Source organism: Streptomyces sp. NPDC021019, from assembly GCF_044333295.1.
Lineage (GTDB): Bacteria > Actinomycetota > Actinomycetes > Streptomycetales > Streptomycetaceae > Streptomyces.
Map to the genome: position 1 here is coordinate 76,215 of NZ_JBIRQR010000011.1, position 15,434 is coordinate 91,648.

Below are 15,434 nucleotides of genomic sequence, written 5' to 3' on the forward strand. Positions count from 1 at the left end.
GACGAGAGGGAGACCTCAGTATGAACGCCCCTGCGCGCTTACCGGGCCGGATCGGCCCGCACGCCCTCCTGATCACCACCGCCGCCCTGCCGCTGACCGGCTGGGCGGTCCACGCCGTCGCCCTGCACAAGCGACTGGCCGCGACGAAGCGCGACCCGCTGACCGGGCTGCTGCGTCGCGACGCCTACACCGCCCGCGCCCGCCGGCTCCTGGTCCGCCACGGCGACGACGTCACCGTGGTCATGGTCGACGCCGACCATTTCAAGGCCGTGAACGACACCCTGGGCCACGCTGCGGGCGACGCCGTGCTCGCCGCGTTCGGCTTCCGGCTCGCCGCGTGGGCGGGCCCCCGCGCCGCGGTCGGCCGCCTCGGAGGCGATGAGTTCGCGGTGGTCCTGGACCTGGCCTCCGACCGACGCGCGCAGCGCCTGGAGCAGCTGGTCCGGATGCTCCACACCCCGGTCACTCTGGACGACGGCCGCACCGTCGACGTCGCCGCATCGGTCGGTGCCGCGGCCCCCGACGTGCTCGGCACCCGCGACCTGACCGCGTTGCAGAGGGCCGCCGACGCCGCGCTCTACGACGGGAAACACTCCGGCAGGGCCGTCGTCGCCACGGCCGCGCACGCGACCACGCCATCCATCAACGGCCGCCGGGCCGGCCGCCCGGGCACCACCGTGTGGGGGCGAGCCGCATGAGCGCTCTGACCCTGCCCGAGGGCGACTGGATCCGCGGCATCAGCATCAAGCAGCCCTGGACGGCGGCGATCCTGACCGGCGCGAAGCTGGTTGAGAATCGCCCGCAGCACTGGTCCTGGCGCGGGTGGGTGCTCCTGCACGCGGGCCAGCAGATCGACCGCCCCGCCCTGCGCATGCCGCTGGTCGCCCGAACGGTCCGCGACCGCGAACTGGTCACCGGCGCGGTGGTCGGCATCGCCCGGATCACCGACTGCCACCAGGACCCCGAAGGGTCCCCGCCTTGTTCCCTCTGGGCGCAGACGGATGCCTGGCACCTCGAGCTCGCCGACGTCCAGGCCCTCGCCCTGCCGATTCCGGCGCGCGGGCAGCTCGGGCCCTGGCGGCCCACCGAGGACCTCGTCGATCAGGTCCTCCAGCAGCTGCCCGACTTCCGCCCGTGACCCGCACCCGAGGTATGAAGCCGTCGGTGGAGCCGGGCTTGATCCCGGCCCCCGGCGGCCTCCTCGACTGGCGCGACGCCAGCCACTTCGACCGCTGGCAGGACCGCCCCTGCGCCCTGTGCGGCCAACCCACGCCGATGCGCTCCCACGCGGGAGAGCCGGTTCACAAGTGCTGCGCCGAGTCCTGGATCGCGGCGAACCCTGTCGAGGCCCGTCTCGGGCGGTTCGCCTCCGACGTCCAGGCCGGACGTCGCCGCGGCGACGACCACGCCTGACCCGCACCGCCACACCACACCTTGTCTCGCTCCCCTTGAGGAGGCTTCTCATGCCCGGCTCCCTTACCGGCACGGCGACGCTCGTCCCGGCCGACACCCGGATTCCCTTCCCCGTCTCCGACCAGCCCCTGGCCTGCCGCGCCAACCCCGCTCTGTTCGCCATCGAGGACGTCAGCACGGCGGACGACCCGCGCGCCCGGGAGAAGGCCACCGCCCAGGCCAAACAGGCGTGCTCCGACTGCCCGGTCGTCACCGAGTGCCTCAAGTGGGCGCTCGCCAACCCCGACCTCGCACTGACCGGGGTGTGGGCGGCGACCACCAAGCGCGACCGCACCAGGCTGCGCAAGCAGCTCACGGCCCGCCTCGGTGACGACTGGGCCGGAGTGGTGGCCGACCAGGACCGCCGCCGACGCGAGCAACGGCGTACGGCGCGCACTGCGCCGCCGACCGTCCGCAACCAGGCCCTCGCACGGCTGGAGCTGGAGCTCGTGCCCACCCGCCCAGAGCCGTACAACCCGTGGACGCAGCCGATCACCCCTCAGCAGGCGGCATCCAACCGGCGCGTGCTGGAACTCGCCCTCACCGGCAAGGCGGCCTGAACCGTGTTCACCGACTGGGCCCAAGCCCTCGAAGCCGAGTCCCTCCCCCTGGACCCCATCTCCGCGCAGCAGCTCGCCGCCGCTGCCCGGGTCACCGCCCGCAGCGCCCGCGACAAGCACGACATGACGTTGCTCCTGGACGTCCTCGGGCTGCCTACCGACCCCGAGACCCTCACCGTCCTGCTCCCCCTCATCCCGGAAACCGGAGACAAACCCGTGACGATTACCCCCGCCCCCGAGGCCATCGACGTCCCCGTGGTCCCGCTGACCTTCTCCAACCCCGTGCAGGAACTGTTGGACTGGGCCGCCGCCCACCCGGCCGCCGCCGTCCGCAACCGGGCCAACCGCATCACCGCCGACCTCGCCGAGCTGATCGAGCGCCGGGACACCGAGGCCGCGCAGCGCGAGGCCGAAGAGAAGGTCGCCAGGGCCAAGGCCGAACTGGAGCGCGCCCAGGAGGAGCTGCGGACCGTGAAGGCCGGCACCCGCACCACGGCGGCCGCCACCGCCGGGATCCGTCCGGGATCGGGCAGTGGCCGCAGCCGGGAGGAGCTCGCCACCATCCGGTCCTGGGCCCGGGAGAACGGCTATCAAGTCGCCGACCAGGGCATGGTGTCCAAGCGGATCCAGGAGGCGTACGACACCGCCCACCAGGCCACCGCCCGGAAGGCCGGCTGACCTCATGGACACCAACGACGCCATAGCCCTCGACGGCTTCCTGGACGAGGAGACGGTGCCCGGCGACCTGCACGGCAGCACGGCCCGGTTCCGCCTCACCGTCTCCCCCACCGACGAGCGCACCGACGAGATGGTCCTGCCCTGCAACGTCACCGACCCGGCGCTCGCTCTCGCGGTCATCCACGACCTGGTCCCCGGCGACAAGCTCCGCGTCACTGGCCACCTCCGGCTCCCCCGCACACCGGACGAGCCGATGTGGCTGGTCGTCAGCACGCTCGCCGTGCTGGAGACCGCCCCGCTGCTGTCCGACCCGGAAACGGTCGCCACGGCCGTGCTGGAGCGGTACGGGCCGTACGTCTGCTGGCTCGACGCCGACACCCCCGACGTGGAGGTGTTCACCGCAACCGGTGCCTGGGTCGGCACCGCGCCCGAGCCGAACGCGATCAGCGAGCTCCTCGAAACCTTCGAGCAGCGTCAGGCCGCCAACGGCGACTGACCCGGCCACGCCTAGACGGTGCCGCGACCACACCCAGCGCGGCGCCCTGCTGCCCCGGCCTTCCGGCCGGGGCAGCGCTTCTCCACCCCACATCCCGACCCTGGAGGCACCGTGACAACCCCCGACCTGTTCATCGACTCCTTCGGCGCCCGCTGGCAGGACGCTCCCCCGCCCCGCTACCGCGCCGCCGTCCTCGCCATCAACCTGACCGACGCACTGCTGAACCCGCCGGACGACCCGGCCCTCGCCGACATCGTCGCCCAGCAGACCGGACGAGACGCCGGCGTACGCGACTACGTCCTCAACACACCCGGCACGGACCGCATCATCAACGACGCCGTCCACGAACTCACCGCGCTCCATGCCGCGGCGCACGGGCGCCCGGTCCAGCTCCTGGTGAACTGCTGGTACGGACGCCACCGCGCACCCGCCATCGCCGACGCCATCGGCCACCGCATGCAGGAGACCGGCGCCCGCGTCCAGGTCACCCACCACCACATCAACCGGCCCCCGGTCCCCCGCAAGCACCCGCGCTCCGACTGCGTCTTCTGCCGGATCATCCACGACGGCGCACCCGCCACGATCGTCCACGAGTGGACCGACGCCCTCGCGATCCTGCCGCGCGCCGACGACCACGGGCGCCGCGGCTGCACCGACGGCCACGTCCTGGTCCTCCCCCGCGGCCACGTCGCCGACTTCACCACCGACCCCGTCGTCTCCGCCACCGTGCAGATGCGCGCCGCTGAACTCGCCGCCCAGATCGGCGGCCAGTGGAACTACCTCACCTCCTGCGGCCCCGACGCCACCCAGACCGTGCTGCATCTTCACGGGCATTTGATTCCTCGAGTCGCCGGCGACGGCCTCGCCCTCCCCTGGACCCACCCCACCCGCGAACAGGAACCCGCCCGATGAAGCTCCCCTCATTCCGCCGCTGCGGCCACGCCCCCGGCGCCATCTCCCCCGAGGACCAGGCCGTCGTCGACCAGTTCCACGCGATGCTCACCGCCCTGCGCAACCCCGAGCCCTGGACGCCGGGCACCGGCAGCGCCCGGGACATCGCCGTACGCGTCGGCCCGTTCGTGGAACGTGCGCAGACACGCCCCGGCGACGACCACGGCCCCGACCTGATCGCCGTCACCCTGGTCCACCCCAGCACCCCGTACGCCGCCGCCTACCTCCACGGCCGCCAGCTCGGCTACACCGAACGCGGCTGGCTACGCTGCCAGACCAGTTCGATCATCGGCTTCTGGCAGCCCGGCTACGCGATGCTCACCCACGCCGCCACCGGACTGCCGCTCCCCGACGACGTCGGCATGGCCCCCGCCCACTACGCCCTCTACATCGAGGCCCGCAAGCGCGACGACAGCCTCGACGGATACACCCTGATCCGGCTCGGTCCGTACACCGAGACCCAGCATGCCCAGCAAGACGGTGACCGGCTCACCGCCGCACTGGACGGACGGGAGACCACCCTCGCGCCCGGGTTCCGCGTCACTATGAGGTTCGGGCCGTTCAACGTCAGCGACCACCAGTTGTTCACCGACCCGTATGAGACCGACGTCGTCGCGCTCCTGAACGCCGCCGTCGCGGACGTGAACGGGTAACCGCTCAGGCGCCCCGATGCTCACTCTGAAGGCCCGTACCCCGCCGCGAAAGCTGTGGCGGGATACGGGCCTTCTTGTGTTTCCGTGCGGCTCCAGAACCTCTCTGAACGGCACCCAGGTGGCTGCAGCCCTTGCGGCGCCTGGCGTGCGGAATTCCCGACACGCTTTCCGCATACGTCAGCCGACGGCCTCAGCGTCCACGAGATCCTCGGAACAGCAGCAGCCGTACCCGCGATCCGTTTTCCGGCCGCCACCATGAGCTTGTTGACCGCGGTCAACGCACGTGGACTTGTTGACCGCGGTCAACACACCGTGGTGCCTGTCATGACCAGGCCCATGGTGTACGGGTCACGTCGTCCGCTAGACGTGCTCTCGAAGCGCTTCGATCAAGGCAGTCAGTTCGGTCGCAGAGAGAGCCGAAGCGATCGTCGCCGCTTGAGCTGCCGGAGTCTCCCCGAGCTCCTTCATAAGGACCTGCGCGTACTCCTCAGCCTCCCCGGTGTGCTGCGCCGAGCGGCCCTGGGACGGTACGGACGACTGAGCGGGCGGTTCGGAGACTGCGGAGCCCGAGTCGGCCGACACCTTCCGCTCGGGCACCGGCGGGGGAGCGGAGGTGTTGACCGCGGTCAACACCTCGGGCGTCTCCTCGTCTGGCTTCGTGGGTTCTGCCAGCGGCTCCGAAGTGTTGACCGCGGTCAACACTGATGGCTGCCCATTCGCGAGGCCGCCCGCTCCGCCGGTCTCCGTGTTGACCGCGGTCAACACGCCTCCACTCTTGGCTGCCCGCAGCAGCTTCTTCTCTTCGTCCCGCTTCTTTGCTTCCGCCTCCCGGTGCAAGGCCAGGTGCTCCATGAGGTCAGGGGTGCTCAGCCCCGGGTATGCCTTGAGGTGACGAGCCAGCAGACGGCCTTCCCTTTCGGGAAGGACGCCAGCACTGAGCTTCTCCTGAATACCTTCAGGCAGAGTGAGCAGGGCCAGCTGGTTGGTCACCCAGGCCTTGGACTTGCCCAGCCGTTCAGCCGCCCGAGTCTGGGCGCCGGCATCGCCCTCCCCAGCGCAGACCTCTACCAGCGCTTGGACACCACGAGCCCGTTCGACGAGATCGAAGTCCTCCCGGTCGAGGTTCTCCTTGAGGAGGGAGTCGACGAAGTCTTCCCTCGACGAGGCCAGGTCGTTCCGCACGACGAAATCGAGCGCCTCGAGTCCCACGTGATCCGCACTGCGGTAGCGGCGCTCCCCGTTCACGAGCACGTAGTCGGCCCCGCCGACGTGATCAGCGTGCTCGGGCCACAGAGACAGGTACGCATCGCGCGACACGGCGACACACGCTGCGAGCTGTACAGCCCGCAGCTCCTCACCGAAACGGGCCTTCTGATCGTCCGTACCGAAGTTCCGGCGAGGGTTCAGGGGAGTGGGCGTCACCTCGCTCAGGCGGAGCCGCACCAGCTCGTAGGTCGGCACATCACCCTGGGCAACGGCCTTGGCCCGCCCTCGGTCACTACGACCACGCGGCACCTTGTTGAACGACGACCCATTACCCAGGCGGTCTGCGGCCTTCATCCCTTCACCGCCCGAGCAACGGCGCGCATCGCCTCGGATTGCTCACACTCCGGCGCCGAGGACAGCAGCGGAGCTTTGAGACGGTTGGCCTCACGCTGCTCCTTCCGTTCAGGGACCACCGCCAGAACCGGCGGATCACCGATGCCCTTCCAGCTTTCGAGGGATGACGTAGCGATGAAGCCCTTGCGGCTGTCGTACATGTTGACGACGAATCCCAACTTGGTGATGGCCACGTCTAGGTCCTCCGAGAGGTCCTCGATCTGGTCGTACAGCATGTCGTAGGCGTCGGCCGAGCTGTCCTCTGCCAACACCGGGATGACCACGCCTGACGCGCTGGGTTCCTCACCGTCCCGCGTACGGGCGTAGTAGAGGGCCGTGTCCATGGAGTAGCCCAGGCTGGGCGGGCAGTCGATGACGATGAAGTCGAACTCGCTCTCCAAGGGCTCCAGCGCCTTCTCCAGGGCGATCTCCTTGATACGGACATGACGTGTCGTCGCCAGCTTCGCATCGAGCAGGAACGCGTCCTTGCACCCAGGCAGAAGGAATAGCCGGCCGCCGAAAGCACCCTCCTCTATCGGCACCAGCAGGTCACGCAGCGCGCCCTTTCCCTCGCCCAGCATGTGCTTGGCCAGACTGGGCTCATCGATGGCGAGCATCTCGTAGCCAAGCTGCTTAGTCAGGTGGCACTGGGGGTCGAAGTCGACGAGCAGGACGCGCTGGCCGATCTCCGCGAGAGCCTCCGCCACGCCGGCTGACGTCGCCGTCTTGCCGACACCACCCTTTTGGTTCCCGAACACGAGACGCCTCGCACCGGTTGTGCGGGGGACACGACGGGGCGAAGGGTGGCTGTCGAGCCACAGCCGGATCGACTGGGCGATGCCCTGGTTGAACGGGATACCCCGGGTCTTGCAGACGTCCTTGAACTCCCCGTACAAGCCCGTCGGGAGGTACGTAGCGAACGAACCGCCGCCCGACGTATCGACTTGAGGGCGAGGCGTGTCGGCGCTACGCCAGGCATGGACGCCTTCCGTGACGGCATCCTTGATGTCCACGCCCAACTCTGCGGCTCGGACCTTCAGTTCTTGCCGCAGTGGGGCTGGGAGCTTAGCAACTACCTTTTCCCGATCATCGGGACTGTATGGGGCGGTCATGCGTATACCTTACTCACCCATGTGCGGGTCCGATCGAGCAACACTCGTCAGGAACCGGCGATGACCGCAGCACCCAGGAAGAAGCTCGCCTACGACTTCAAGCGAAGCGATGGCCCTCACCAGCTCAAGGGAGGACCATCAGCAGATGCCGAAGAAGTCCCCGCCGCCCACCTACGTCGACCAACTGCTGTCCGAGCTGGCCGCCATCGAATCCGCCTACGCCACCGTCCTGAGCAACTCGCAGGTGCGTGAACGGCAAATGGACCTGGGGGCGGTACAGATCTTCGGACATCCGTGGTCGTGGGTGCCGAGCACGCCCGAAGTTGAGGCCAGCCGGATGGAACTTCTGCGGCAGATACGCGACTGGGCTCCGCGGTTCCGGCTGCTCTTTCCTCACCCCACACCAGCTGTGCAGCGAGGCATGGACGACGGACTCCGACTGCTGGAGGACTGGCTGGTCCGCGAGGGCCGGGTGAAGCACCGTGCACCCCAGGACATCCCGGAGGCGGTGACGCAGTTGAAGAACTCGCTGACGGCGCTGCGTGAGCTGGTACAGCTGCTGCCACAGGACGACTGGGCGGTGCGCGTGGTCGTCGACACCAACTGCTTGATCGACGACCCCGACGTCACGGTCTACCGGGACGCGCTGGGCAGCCCGCGCTACATGGTTCACCTCCTGCCTGTTGTGCTGCGCGAGATCGACGACCTCAAGCGCGGCCACAACCGCCTGGAGGGCCGGGAGGCAGCGCAAAGGGCAAACCGGAGGCTGAAGGCAATGCGCGACAACGGGGACGTCCGTAAAGGCGCCCGCATCGCCGGCGACGTCTATGCCGTCTTCGAGCACACCGAACCCCGCGGAGAAGGCCTCCCCACCTGGCTGGACCTGGACGTCCCTGACGACCGCTTCATCGCCTCAGCGCTCTTGCTGCAGTCCGCCCACCCTGGCTCCAAGCTGTACGCCGCGACCAGCGACATCAACCTGCAGACCAAACTTGCGGCGGTGGGCCTCCCCTACGTCGAAGGCCCCGACGCCGTGTGAGATCGATGTCTGAGCATCTGCCACTGGGTGGGGCTGCGGTGGCGAGCACTGCTCACGAGACCACGGTGGCGACATGTACGCGCCTCGCCGCGATCAGGGCGCGTACACGAACGGGTGACGGTGGCACCCAACACGGCGGTCACTGGCTAAGCTCTGTCCAACGGCCGTGGTTGGGCCGGGCCCCCTGGACTGCTCTCGGCCCATTCGAGCGTCCCAAGAGGGGGTAAAGGAGGCCAGCTTCACACCACGGCAGTGCACGCACACGCATGACTCCGGTAGCGGCTTCGTCTCGCCGTACCGCAGGGCCGACGGTACGGGGAAACAGGACCTCCTCATGCGCCGTGACCGAATCAGCAAGCACACAAAACGCCGCACCCTCTACACGAACGAGACCTACACCCAGGCGCGCTCCTCCCTGCGACCTGACCAGCCGCCCATCCCGCCCGCAGAAGGCGATGAGCAGCGTCACTTCGAAGCCGACCTCTTCCACGAGGTACTCGAATCGCACACAGACTTCACGGAGTTCGCCTTCGGAATCCGCCGGGTGCAGCCGCAGCCGACCACCATCGAGCTGGTGGTGGAGAGCGACCAGCGTGCAGGCCGGCTGCTCAGCCGGATCCTGCCGTCGTACGAACCCGACGGCGAAGTCCACGGCATGCCAGGGCTGCGGATCCGGAAGTACACCCAGCGCGGCATCGAGATCCATGTCGCAGGACGCCGGACCTCCGCCTGGCTGACGGGCGTGCCGTCAGGGGCCTGGAAGCGGCATGAACTCTCTGCTTTGGGTCACCTGTCCGACATGGGATGGCGTCCACTGTGGCGCGGACCTCAGCAGTGGTCAGACGAAGAACTTGCTTTCGAGCAGCGATGGAACACAGGAAGCTGGAATCAGTACTGGCAAGCCGGTGCCTGGTGTAGCAGCGGCTTGCTGCGGCGCCTGGGGATCTTCCAAACGACCACCCCAGCTGACGCGGTCACCGGATACAAAGGACTCGGCATCAACGGGTACGAAGGACTGGGCCCCGTGCGCTGGTGCATCGACATCATCCACCGGAGCGGCATCCCGTACCGCAGGGAACCACTGGTGGCTGCACTCACTGACCCCGAGTTCGGCTTGCCGGTCGCCCCCGCGCGCCACCTCGACGCGATCTACGCAGAGCAGAAAGACACCTGCATCCGCTTGGACGACGAAATCCGCACGGGCCTGATCGAGCTGCGCTTCCAGACCTTCAACTACCCTGAGCTGCAGCTCCATTTGTGCGCGCCTGAGCATCGGAAGATCGCGGAAGGCATCGAACGACGTATCGATCAAGCCCTGTCCCACGGCACTGAGGCTCGCTGGTCAGCGCTACCCGCACTCGAGCCAGCTGCCGACTACCGAAGCTGACGTCCAGTATCGGATTCCCCGATCGCAGCTGAGCGCCGTTTCCAATGGAAACGGCGTGGGGCCCGGCCACCCCTCGGGGTGGCCGGGCCCTTCCGCGTTCCACCGGGTCAGCGTCCGGCGTCGATTCCCTTCCACCCGTGCCCGAGCCCGCGGCGCTGTGGCCGCGGCGGTAGGCCGGAGGGGGCCGGGCGAGTATTCAGCGCGTCCGTTACCTGCCTGGCAGCCGTCGGGGTGAGCCCTGCGGTTACGTGCCCGGAGGCGAGAACCCGGGCGTACGTTCCCGGCCCGTAGGCGGCCAGAGCCACCGCGAGGGCGGCCGCAGCCGTCTCTGCCGGCCCGGCGCCCCATCGGGGTTCGTCTTCGGCGGCGGGTGCCTGGCGGGGGAGTTCGCGGCGTGCGGCGAGGAGTACGGCGAGGGCCTGGGCGCGGGCCGCGTCCAGAGTGACGGTCAGCAGTGCGGGGCCGAGTTGGTGGACCCGGTGCCCGGCGAGGTTGTGCGCGGCCAGAGCTCGCCGCAGGCCAGTGCTCAGCACCGCCGAGTGCTCCTCCGCGCGGCCGGTCGAGCGGGGCGGTGCGGCTGCGTCCGGCGTGGACTCGACGCGTTCACGAAGCGCGGCGACGGCGGCCGGAATGACCTCCAAGAGCTCTGCTGCCTCCGGGCTGAGCTCGGACAGCGCTCCAGCGAGCACCTCCAACGCCGTGGCCGCGTCCTCGACGGCGCCGTCGCTCCACCGTTCAGGGCCGGAGGCGTCGGCGAGAGCACACGCGGCGACAACCGCGTTTTCGGCCAGCGGGTCCAGGAGGGTGGTGGAGAGTTTCATGTCCCGCCCAACGAGTACGGCCAGTCCGCGTGATGCTGGCACTCCATGATCGCGGCTGGCCCGGCTCGACGGCCACAGCGGCCCACCAACCACTGAGTGGTGGGCCGCTGGCGCGTGGGCTCATCGCAGGGGCGAGACACTTCAACGCAAGCGCTCCCGCTCGATTCGGCTCGAACGCTCGCGTGCGAATTCGCACGCCGCACCAGCCGGATCAGGGGCCGGTGAGGATGTCGTGGGTGCCGATGCGGCGCCAGATCACGTGCGGCACCTGGGGGTAGACCTCGGGCCCGTATTGCCATGTGGCGCGGCCTGCGGGGCCGGTGCCCATAGACCAGGTGATCTCATAGATGCCGGTGGACCGCTGTACGCGCTTGACGCGGAGACCAGCGCGGAAGCGTCCTCCAGCACGCAGGTCGTGAACGAAGGCGGTCACGGCTTCACGGAAGCGATGGCGCTGCTCCGGGGTGAGGCGGCGGTGGTCGGCGTTGAAGCGGGGCAGGGCCTCGTACGTGGGCACGGTGATCTCCTCCAGGACGCACGAAGCCCCCGGCCGGGTCGGCCGGGGGCGGTGGTGGCTGTTTGGGTTGAAGGGCGTCGGTGACGCGATGTGCTCAGCGGTGGTGGGTGGTCGGAGGAGTGGTGCGTTGATGGGTGTTCGACGATGTTGCAGTTGGCTGGAGTCGAATTTCGTGGCGGGTGGTGCTCGTGTGGTGGTGGGCGCGCAGTATTCGCACGGTCGGGGTCAGCTGTCGTGGCGGGCGTGCATCAGGTCGTTCCACTCCTGCGCGCGGGGCATGTCGTTGGCGCAGCTCTCGCAGTGGGGCACCATGTCGGTCCGGCTGGGGTACGGCGTGTTCGAGTGGACTTCGACGGTCGTGCGCAGCGTGAGAGGGCGGCGGCACAGCGGGCAGAGGTCTCCGTGGAGCAGTTCGCGGTTCATGCGGCGAACTGTGCACACGTCGACGGCTTACCGTCTCGGGCTGGTGCGGCGGCCCGCCTGGCGGGCGCCACGGAAAAGACTTGGTGATGCCCTCCCGCCCGGCGGGAAGAACCCCGGATCACGCTTTTCCGCAGCTCAACCCCGGTGTTTCATGTGCCGGTGATCAGCCAAACGAAGATTCGTCCCGGCGACGGGCGCTATCTCTTCCGTGGCGTGATGGTCGGCGACGGCCACCGCGCGGCGGGCACGTCGCTGCGCGCCGCCCAGGACGAGGCCGGTGTCCCGCCCGGGATCTGGAAGGGCCGGGGCCTGGCCGCAGTCGGCCTGACGGCCGGGGATGTGGTGACGGAGCGGCAGGCCGAGCTGCTCCTGGGGGAGGGCCGGCACCCGGACGCCGACCGGATCGAGCGCGAGCTCCTGGCGCAGGGCGAGAGCCCGGCCCGCGCCCGGGGGGGGGCAACGGTGCTGGGCAGGCCCATCGAGCACAACCGCTCACCCGAGACCGACAAGGCCAAGGAGCGTGTGCCCTGGCTCGGTATGCACCTGGTGTTCCGGCCCCCGCCGACGGCCCACATCGCGTGGGCGCTGATGGGGCACGAGATCCGCCTGGTGCTGGAGCTGTGCCAGGACATCGCCCGGGACAGGACGCTGGAGTGGCTGGAGGATGCGGTCGCGCAGATCCGCTGGAAGGGCGGCGGCAAGAACCGGGCCGGTGTCCGGGACGGGCTGATCGTCGCGGTCTTCCGGCACTACGAGTCCCGAGCCGCGGAGTCCAGGCCCCTTCTCCACGATCATGCGATGGTCTCGATCCGTGCCCGGCGTCCCGACGAGAAGGGCACGTGGGGCAACCTGTCGGCGGACACGATGCTGGCCCACATCGTCGCGGCCGACACCCTCTACGTACTGACTTTCATGGAGGAGGTGTCCGCCCGGCTCGGGTGGGCGTGGGAGCCGCGCGAGGTGACCCCGGGCCGCCGGCCCGTCATGGAGATCGCGGGTATTGATCAGCGGCTCATCGGCTGGCAGTCGACCCGCCGCCAGCAGATCGAGGACGCCGTGTCCGTCCTGACGGCCACGTACGAGGAGAAGCACGGGCACGCGCCGGGGGAGCGGGCCGCCTACGCGCTGGGCTGTCAGGCCGCCGACCGTACCCGCCCGCCCAAGCGCACCGAGCTGCTGTCGCTGACCGAGCTGCGCAAGCGGTGGCGCACCTCAGCGGTCCGGGCCTTCGGCGCCGACGTCGTCGACCGGCTCGCACAGCGGGCGAGGGCGGCGGCCGCGGCGGTGTGGGCGCGGGTACGGCCTGTGGTCGACATGGTCCTGGCGGCCGTCGCCGTCGTCGCGGTGACGTATGTGATGCGCGGCGCTTTCAAGCACCACCACCTGCTCGCCGAAGCCCGCCGCTACCTCTCCTACGTCCTGCGCGGCCGCCCCCACCAGGCGGGCCTGGACGAACGAATCGTGCAGACGGCCGTCGACGACTACACCCGGCCCGTCGGCCGGGGCCGGTCGGTGACCGCCGACCTGTCCGCCCTGTACCCGCGCGACACCGAGGACCAGGCCGTGCTGCGCCCGCTGACCCGCAAGCGCACCGCGCCCCCGTACGAGCGGGCCCGCCTCGCCGCCGGTGCCCTGGCCGCCCGGGTCAACGCGGCGCGACGTGCGGAGCGCCTGGGCTCCCGCTCCCGGCCGTACGCCGTCGCCGTGCCCGCCGCCTCGAGGTCGCACCCGCGGCCGTTGCGCTCCGGCCGGAAGGACGGCGGCCTTCTGGAGCCGGAGACCGGCGTCGACGCGGTGGAGCAGACCCGCCAGACCATGGAAGCCGTCGCCGCGCAGTTGGCCGCCACGATCCAGGACAGCAAGCGGGCACGTGAAGCCGCCCACGGCCTGCGTCCACAGCCCGCCCCGGCGTCGGCCCCGGCGCCGCACACCCAGCAGCCCGGCATCCAGCACACGCCGGGCCGACCGACAGGCGGAGTCGCGTGAGCACCCCGGAAGAACTGCCTGACCCCCAGGACGCCCTCGCCCGAGCCCGCGCGGCCCGCGCGAAGATGGCCGCCGCGCTCGACGAGGATCAGGAGCCCGAGCCCGATGAGCCTGCGGGGTGGCAGCCGGTCTGGAAGCGGCCCCGGACACCGAAGTCGAAGGCGGCGAAGAAGCTTCAGCTGCACAAGCAGCGCCGTCGGCTCCAGGACGCCGGGAAGCGCCGCCTTGCGGCCGGGGAGTCGCGCCGGCCCCGGCCCCGGCAGAACCGGATCGGCAACGCCGCCGCGCGCCGCGATGCCCGCGCCCTGTCCCGGGTGCGGCACTCCAGCGCCTGGCTGTGGTGACGATGTTGGGCATCGTCCACCGAGTGGAGCGCGATGTTCTGCATCCAGTGGCGATGCACGACATCGGATGGAGTCCAGCCCACCCGGTGGGCTCCACTCTGGTGCGCCGGATGACGATGGACGCCACCGTGCGGCGCACCGCGATGGTGCGCCACCGCACCGGTGCGCCGCACCCGATGTCCCCCACCGCACCCGATGCGCACCTCCCGGATCGCGTGCACCGGCGGCCCGCCCCCTTGTCCGGCTCGGGCCGGGCGAACCGGCACCCCTTGTCCGACTCCGAGCGGGTGCCCGGCTACCCCTTGTCCACGTCCGGGCGGGCGCACGTCTCTCCTTGACCACGTTGGCTACCGGAGCATTTCCCCTTGCCAGAGCCGGTCCCGACGCTGATCAGGCCGCGGTCAAGGGGGGCTGTGATATTGGGCCCGCCGCCGTGCGCCGTGTGCCCGGTGCGGTGCGGTGACGCGCCCCGGATACGAGGTGCGGTGCGGGCGGTGGCGTGGCGTGGTGCGGTGGTGTGGTCCCGATGCGCGCCGCACCGCACCACTGCAGTCCTGGAGGTGCGGCTACGCGGTGGTGCGGTGCGCCGGGTGCGCCTCCATCGCCTGCTCCATCCCCGCGGCCTCCAGCTGGCGCAGGACGTCGGCGACGTCGCCGTGGTCCCCGGTGAGGATGTTCTCGGTGAACCGGACGATGGTCGCGGCGACGCCCGGCGCATTGGCCAGGCACTCGCCGTGGCAGAGCAGCTCCAGCAGGAGCTGGCCGAGTGCCGCTGCCAGGAAGGAGTGCGTGCACGGCTCCCCGCCGCAGTCGTCCACGGCGGTGATGGGGATGATGACGCGCGCGGCGATGTCCAGGAGCAGCCGGTGCAGCTCCTGGCCCGTGTCGTCGGCGACCGCGCAGGCGGTGTCGATGTCGTCGGCCTGCAACGCCCGGATGTAGGCGAAGGCGACGGCGACGTCCTCCAGTTCCATCGGGGCGAGCGGCACGGTGACGGTGTTCTCGGGCATGACAGCTCCTCAACGACGGGCCGCCCCGCTGATCGCGGCGGCTCAAGAGGAGCCTCCAATTGCGGCCCTGTGGACAGAGGCTGCGGACTGACGGCGTAGTACGGCCCGGCGGCCACCGCGGTGTGACGTTGAGCGGTAGTTGGCGGATTTGAGCGATAGTTGGCGAGCTCGCCGTTGCGGTACTTGCTGAGGCACATCTGGAGGGGTCATGGACTTGCTCGCGGTCCTCGATGAGGCGGTGGCTGCTCTCAAAACCCCTCTTGGCGAGGACGACCGGGAGCAGGGCTGGACCGATGAGCTCCGAAGAGAGATCCAGGAAGAGATTTCCATGAGCCGGTCAGCCCTTCGCCGCCATGGAGCTCACATGGTGCGGTATCTGCGTCCGCGCCTGGACGAGTAGATCGAG

The 15,434-nt window shown here is 70.0% G+C and carries 20 protein-coding genes; 14 read left to right on the forward strand and 6 right to left on the reverse strand.

The window, feature by feature from the left end; all coding sequences use genetic code 11:
- Positions 1-20 precede the first annotated feature (20 nt).
- The 8 genes from ACH4RG_RS35160 to ACH4RG_RS35195 all read left to right on the forward strand — a co-directional run bounded on the left by ACH4RG_RS35160 (position 21) and on the right by ACH4RG_RS35195 (position 4,790).
- Positions 21-698, forward strand: a complete 678-nt coding sequence (locus tag ACH4RG_RS35160) for a GGDEF domain-containing protein (protein WP_392169173.1) — start codon at positions 21-23, stop codon at positions 696-698.
- Positions 695-1,138: a hypothetical protein gene (locus tag ACH4RG_RS35165; protein ID WP_392169174.1), complete on the forward strand. Its 444-nt coding sequence runs from the start codon at positions 695-697 to the stop codon at positions 1,136-1,138. Before ACH4RG_RS35160 ends, ACH4RG_RS35165 begins: the two co-directional genes overlap by 4 nt.
- 14 nt (positions 1,139-1,152) lie before the next feature.
- A complete protein-coding gene (locus ACH4RG_RS35170) occupies positions 1,153-1,413 on the forward strand; it encodes a hypothetical protein (protein WP_398540860.1) in 261 nt (86 codons plus the stop codon).
- Between the two features lie 50 nt (positions 1,414-1,463).
- Complete coding sequence (locus ACH4RG_RS35175) at positions 1,464-2,012, forward strand: WhiB family transcriptional regulator (RefSeq protein ID WP_398540826.1); 549 nt, start codon at positions 1,464-1,466, stop codon at positions 2,010-2,012.
- Between the two features lie 3 nt (positions 2,013-2,015).
- Complete coding sequence (locus ACH4RG_RS35180) at positions 2,016-2,690, forward strand: histone-like nucleoid-structuring protein Lsr2 (RefSeq protein WP_398540827.1); 675 nt, start codon at positions 2,016-2,018, stop codon at positions 2,688-2,690.
- A gap of 4 nt (positions 2,691-2,694) precedes the next feature.
- Positions 2,695-3,186, forward strand: a complete 492-nt coding sequence (locus ACH4RG_RS35185) for a hypothetical protein (RefSeq protein WP_392169180.1) — start codon at positions 2,695-2,697, stop codon at positions 3,184-3,186.
- Between the two features lie 111 nt (positions 3,187-3,297).
- On the forward strand, positions 3,298-4,098 hold the full coding sequence (locus ACH4RG_RS35190; protein WP_398540828.1) for an HIT domain-containing protein: 801 nt from the start codon (positions 3,298-3,300) through the stop codon (positions 4,096-4,098).
- On the forward strand, positions 4,095-4,790 hold the full coding sequence (locus ACH4RG_RS35195) for a hypothetical protein (protein ID WP_398540829.1): 696 nt from the start codon (positions 4,095-4,097) through the stop codon (positions 4,788-4,790). The genes ACH4RG_RS35190 and ACH4RG_RS35195 overlap by 4 nt, the downstream gene beginning before the upstream one ends.
- A 360-nt stretch (positions 4,791-5,150) precedes the next feature.
- On the opposite strand, the gene ACH4RG_RS35200 is transcribed toward ACH4RG_RS35195, so the two are convergent.
- On the reverse strand, positions 5,151-6,350 hold the full coding sequence (locus tag ACH4RG_RS35200) for a ParB/RepB/Spo0J family partition protein (RefSeq protein WP_398540830.1): 1,200 nt from the start codon (positions 6,348-6,350) through the stop codon (positions 5,151-5,153).
- Entirely contained in the window at positions 6,347-7,501 is a 1,155-nt protein-coding gene (locus ACH4RG_RS35205; protein ID WP_398540831.1) for a ParA family protein, read from the reverse strand. Before ACH4RG_RS35205 ends, ACH4RG_RS35200 begins: the two co-directional genes overlap by 4 nt.
- A 145-nt stretch (positions 7,502-7,646) precedes the next feature.
- Here ACH4RG_RS35205 and ACH4RG_RS35210 point away from each other — a divergent pair, with 145 nt between their 5' ends.
- Both ACH4RG_RS35210 and ACH4RG_RS35215 read left to right on the forward strand, forming a co-directional pair.
- Positions 7,647-8,540: a PIN domain-containing protein gene (locus tag ACH4RG_RS35210; protein WP_398540832.1), complete on the forward strand. Its 894-nt coding sequence runs from the start codon at positions 7,647-7,649 to the stop codon at positions 8,538-8,540.
- Positions 8,541-8,874: 334 nt separating this feature from the next.
- Positions 8,875-9,927, forward strand: coding sequence for a hypothetical protein (locus tag ACH4RG_RS35215; protein WP_398540833.1), 1,053 nt, complete (start codon positions 8,875-8,877; stop codon positions 9,925-9,927).
- Positions 9,928-10,034: 107 nt separating this feature from the next.
- On the opposite strand, the gene ACH4RG_RS35220 is transcribed toward ACH4RG_RS35215, so the two are convergent.
- The 3 genes from ACH4RG_RS35220 to ACH4RG_RS35230 form a co-directional block, all read right to left on the reverse strand.
- Positions 10,035-10,748, reverse strand: a complete 714-nt coding sequence (locus ACH4RG_RS35220) for a hypothetical protein (protein WP_398540834.1) — start codon at positions 10,746-10,748, stop codon at positions 10,035-10,037.
- Positions 10,749-10,959: 211 nt separating this feature from the next.
- A complete protein-coding gene (locus ACH4RG_RS35225) occupies positions 10,960-11,265 on the reverse strand; it encodes a hypothetical protein (protein WP_398540835.1) in 306 nt (101 codons plus the stop codon).
- A gap of 225 nt (positions 11,266-11,490) precedes the next feature.
- The gene (locus tag ACH4RG_RS35230; protein WP_398540836.1) at positions 11,491-11,688 is read right to left on the reverse strand and encodes a hypothetical protein; all 198 of its coding nucleotides are present in this window, start codon (positions 11,686-11,688) and stop codon (positions 11,491-11,493) included.
- Positions 11,689-11,904: 216 nt separating this feature from the next.
- On the opposite strand from ACH4RG_RS35230, the gene mobF reads away from it, so the two are divergent.
- From mobF to ACH4RG_RS35245, 3 genes are read left to right on the forward strand one after another with little or no spacing between them, the layout of a single operon-like run.
- Positions 11,905-13,674 (forward strand): MobF family relaxase, encoded by a 1,770-nt coding sequence (mobF, locus tag ACH4RG_RS35235; RefSeq protein ID WP_398540861.1) that lies wholly within the window; start codon positions 11,905-11,907, stop codon positions 13,672-13,674.
- Complete coding sequence (locus tag ACH4RG_RS35240) at positions 13,671-14,018, forward strand: hypothetical protein (RefSeq protein WP_398540837.1); 348 nt, start codon at positions 13,671-13,673, stop codon at positions 14,016-14,018. Before mobF ends, ACH4RG_RS35240 begins: the two co-directional genes overlap by 4 nt.
- A gap of 53 nt (positions 14,019-14,071) precedes the next feature.
- Entirely contained in the window at positions 14,072-14,356 is a 285-nt protein-coding gene (locus tag ACH4RG_RS35245) for a hypothetical protein (protein WP_398540838.1), read from the forward strand.
- 228 nt (positions 14,357-14,584) lie between these two features.
- Here ACH4RG_RS35245 and ACH4RG_RS35250 read toward each other — a convergent pair whose 3' ends face one another.
- Positions 14,585-15,028, reverse strand: a complete 444-nt coding sequence (locus ACH4RG_RS35250; protein ID WP_398540839.1) for a hypothetical protein — start codon at positions 15,026-15,028, stop codon at positions 14,585-14,587.
- Positions 15,029-15,236: 208 nt separating this feature from the next.
- Between ACH4RG_RS35250 and ACH4RG_RS35255 the strand changes: the two genes are divergently transcribed.
- Positions 15,237-15,428 carry a hypothetical protein gene (locus ACH4RG_RS35255; RefSeq protein WP_398540840.1) on the forward strand — a complete coding sequence of 64 codons (192 nt, stop codon included), beginning with the start codon at positions 15,237-15,239 and terminating at the stop codon, positions 15,426-15,428.
- Positions 15,429-15,434: the final 6 nt, after the last annotated feature.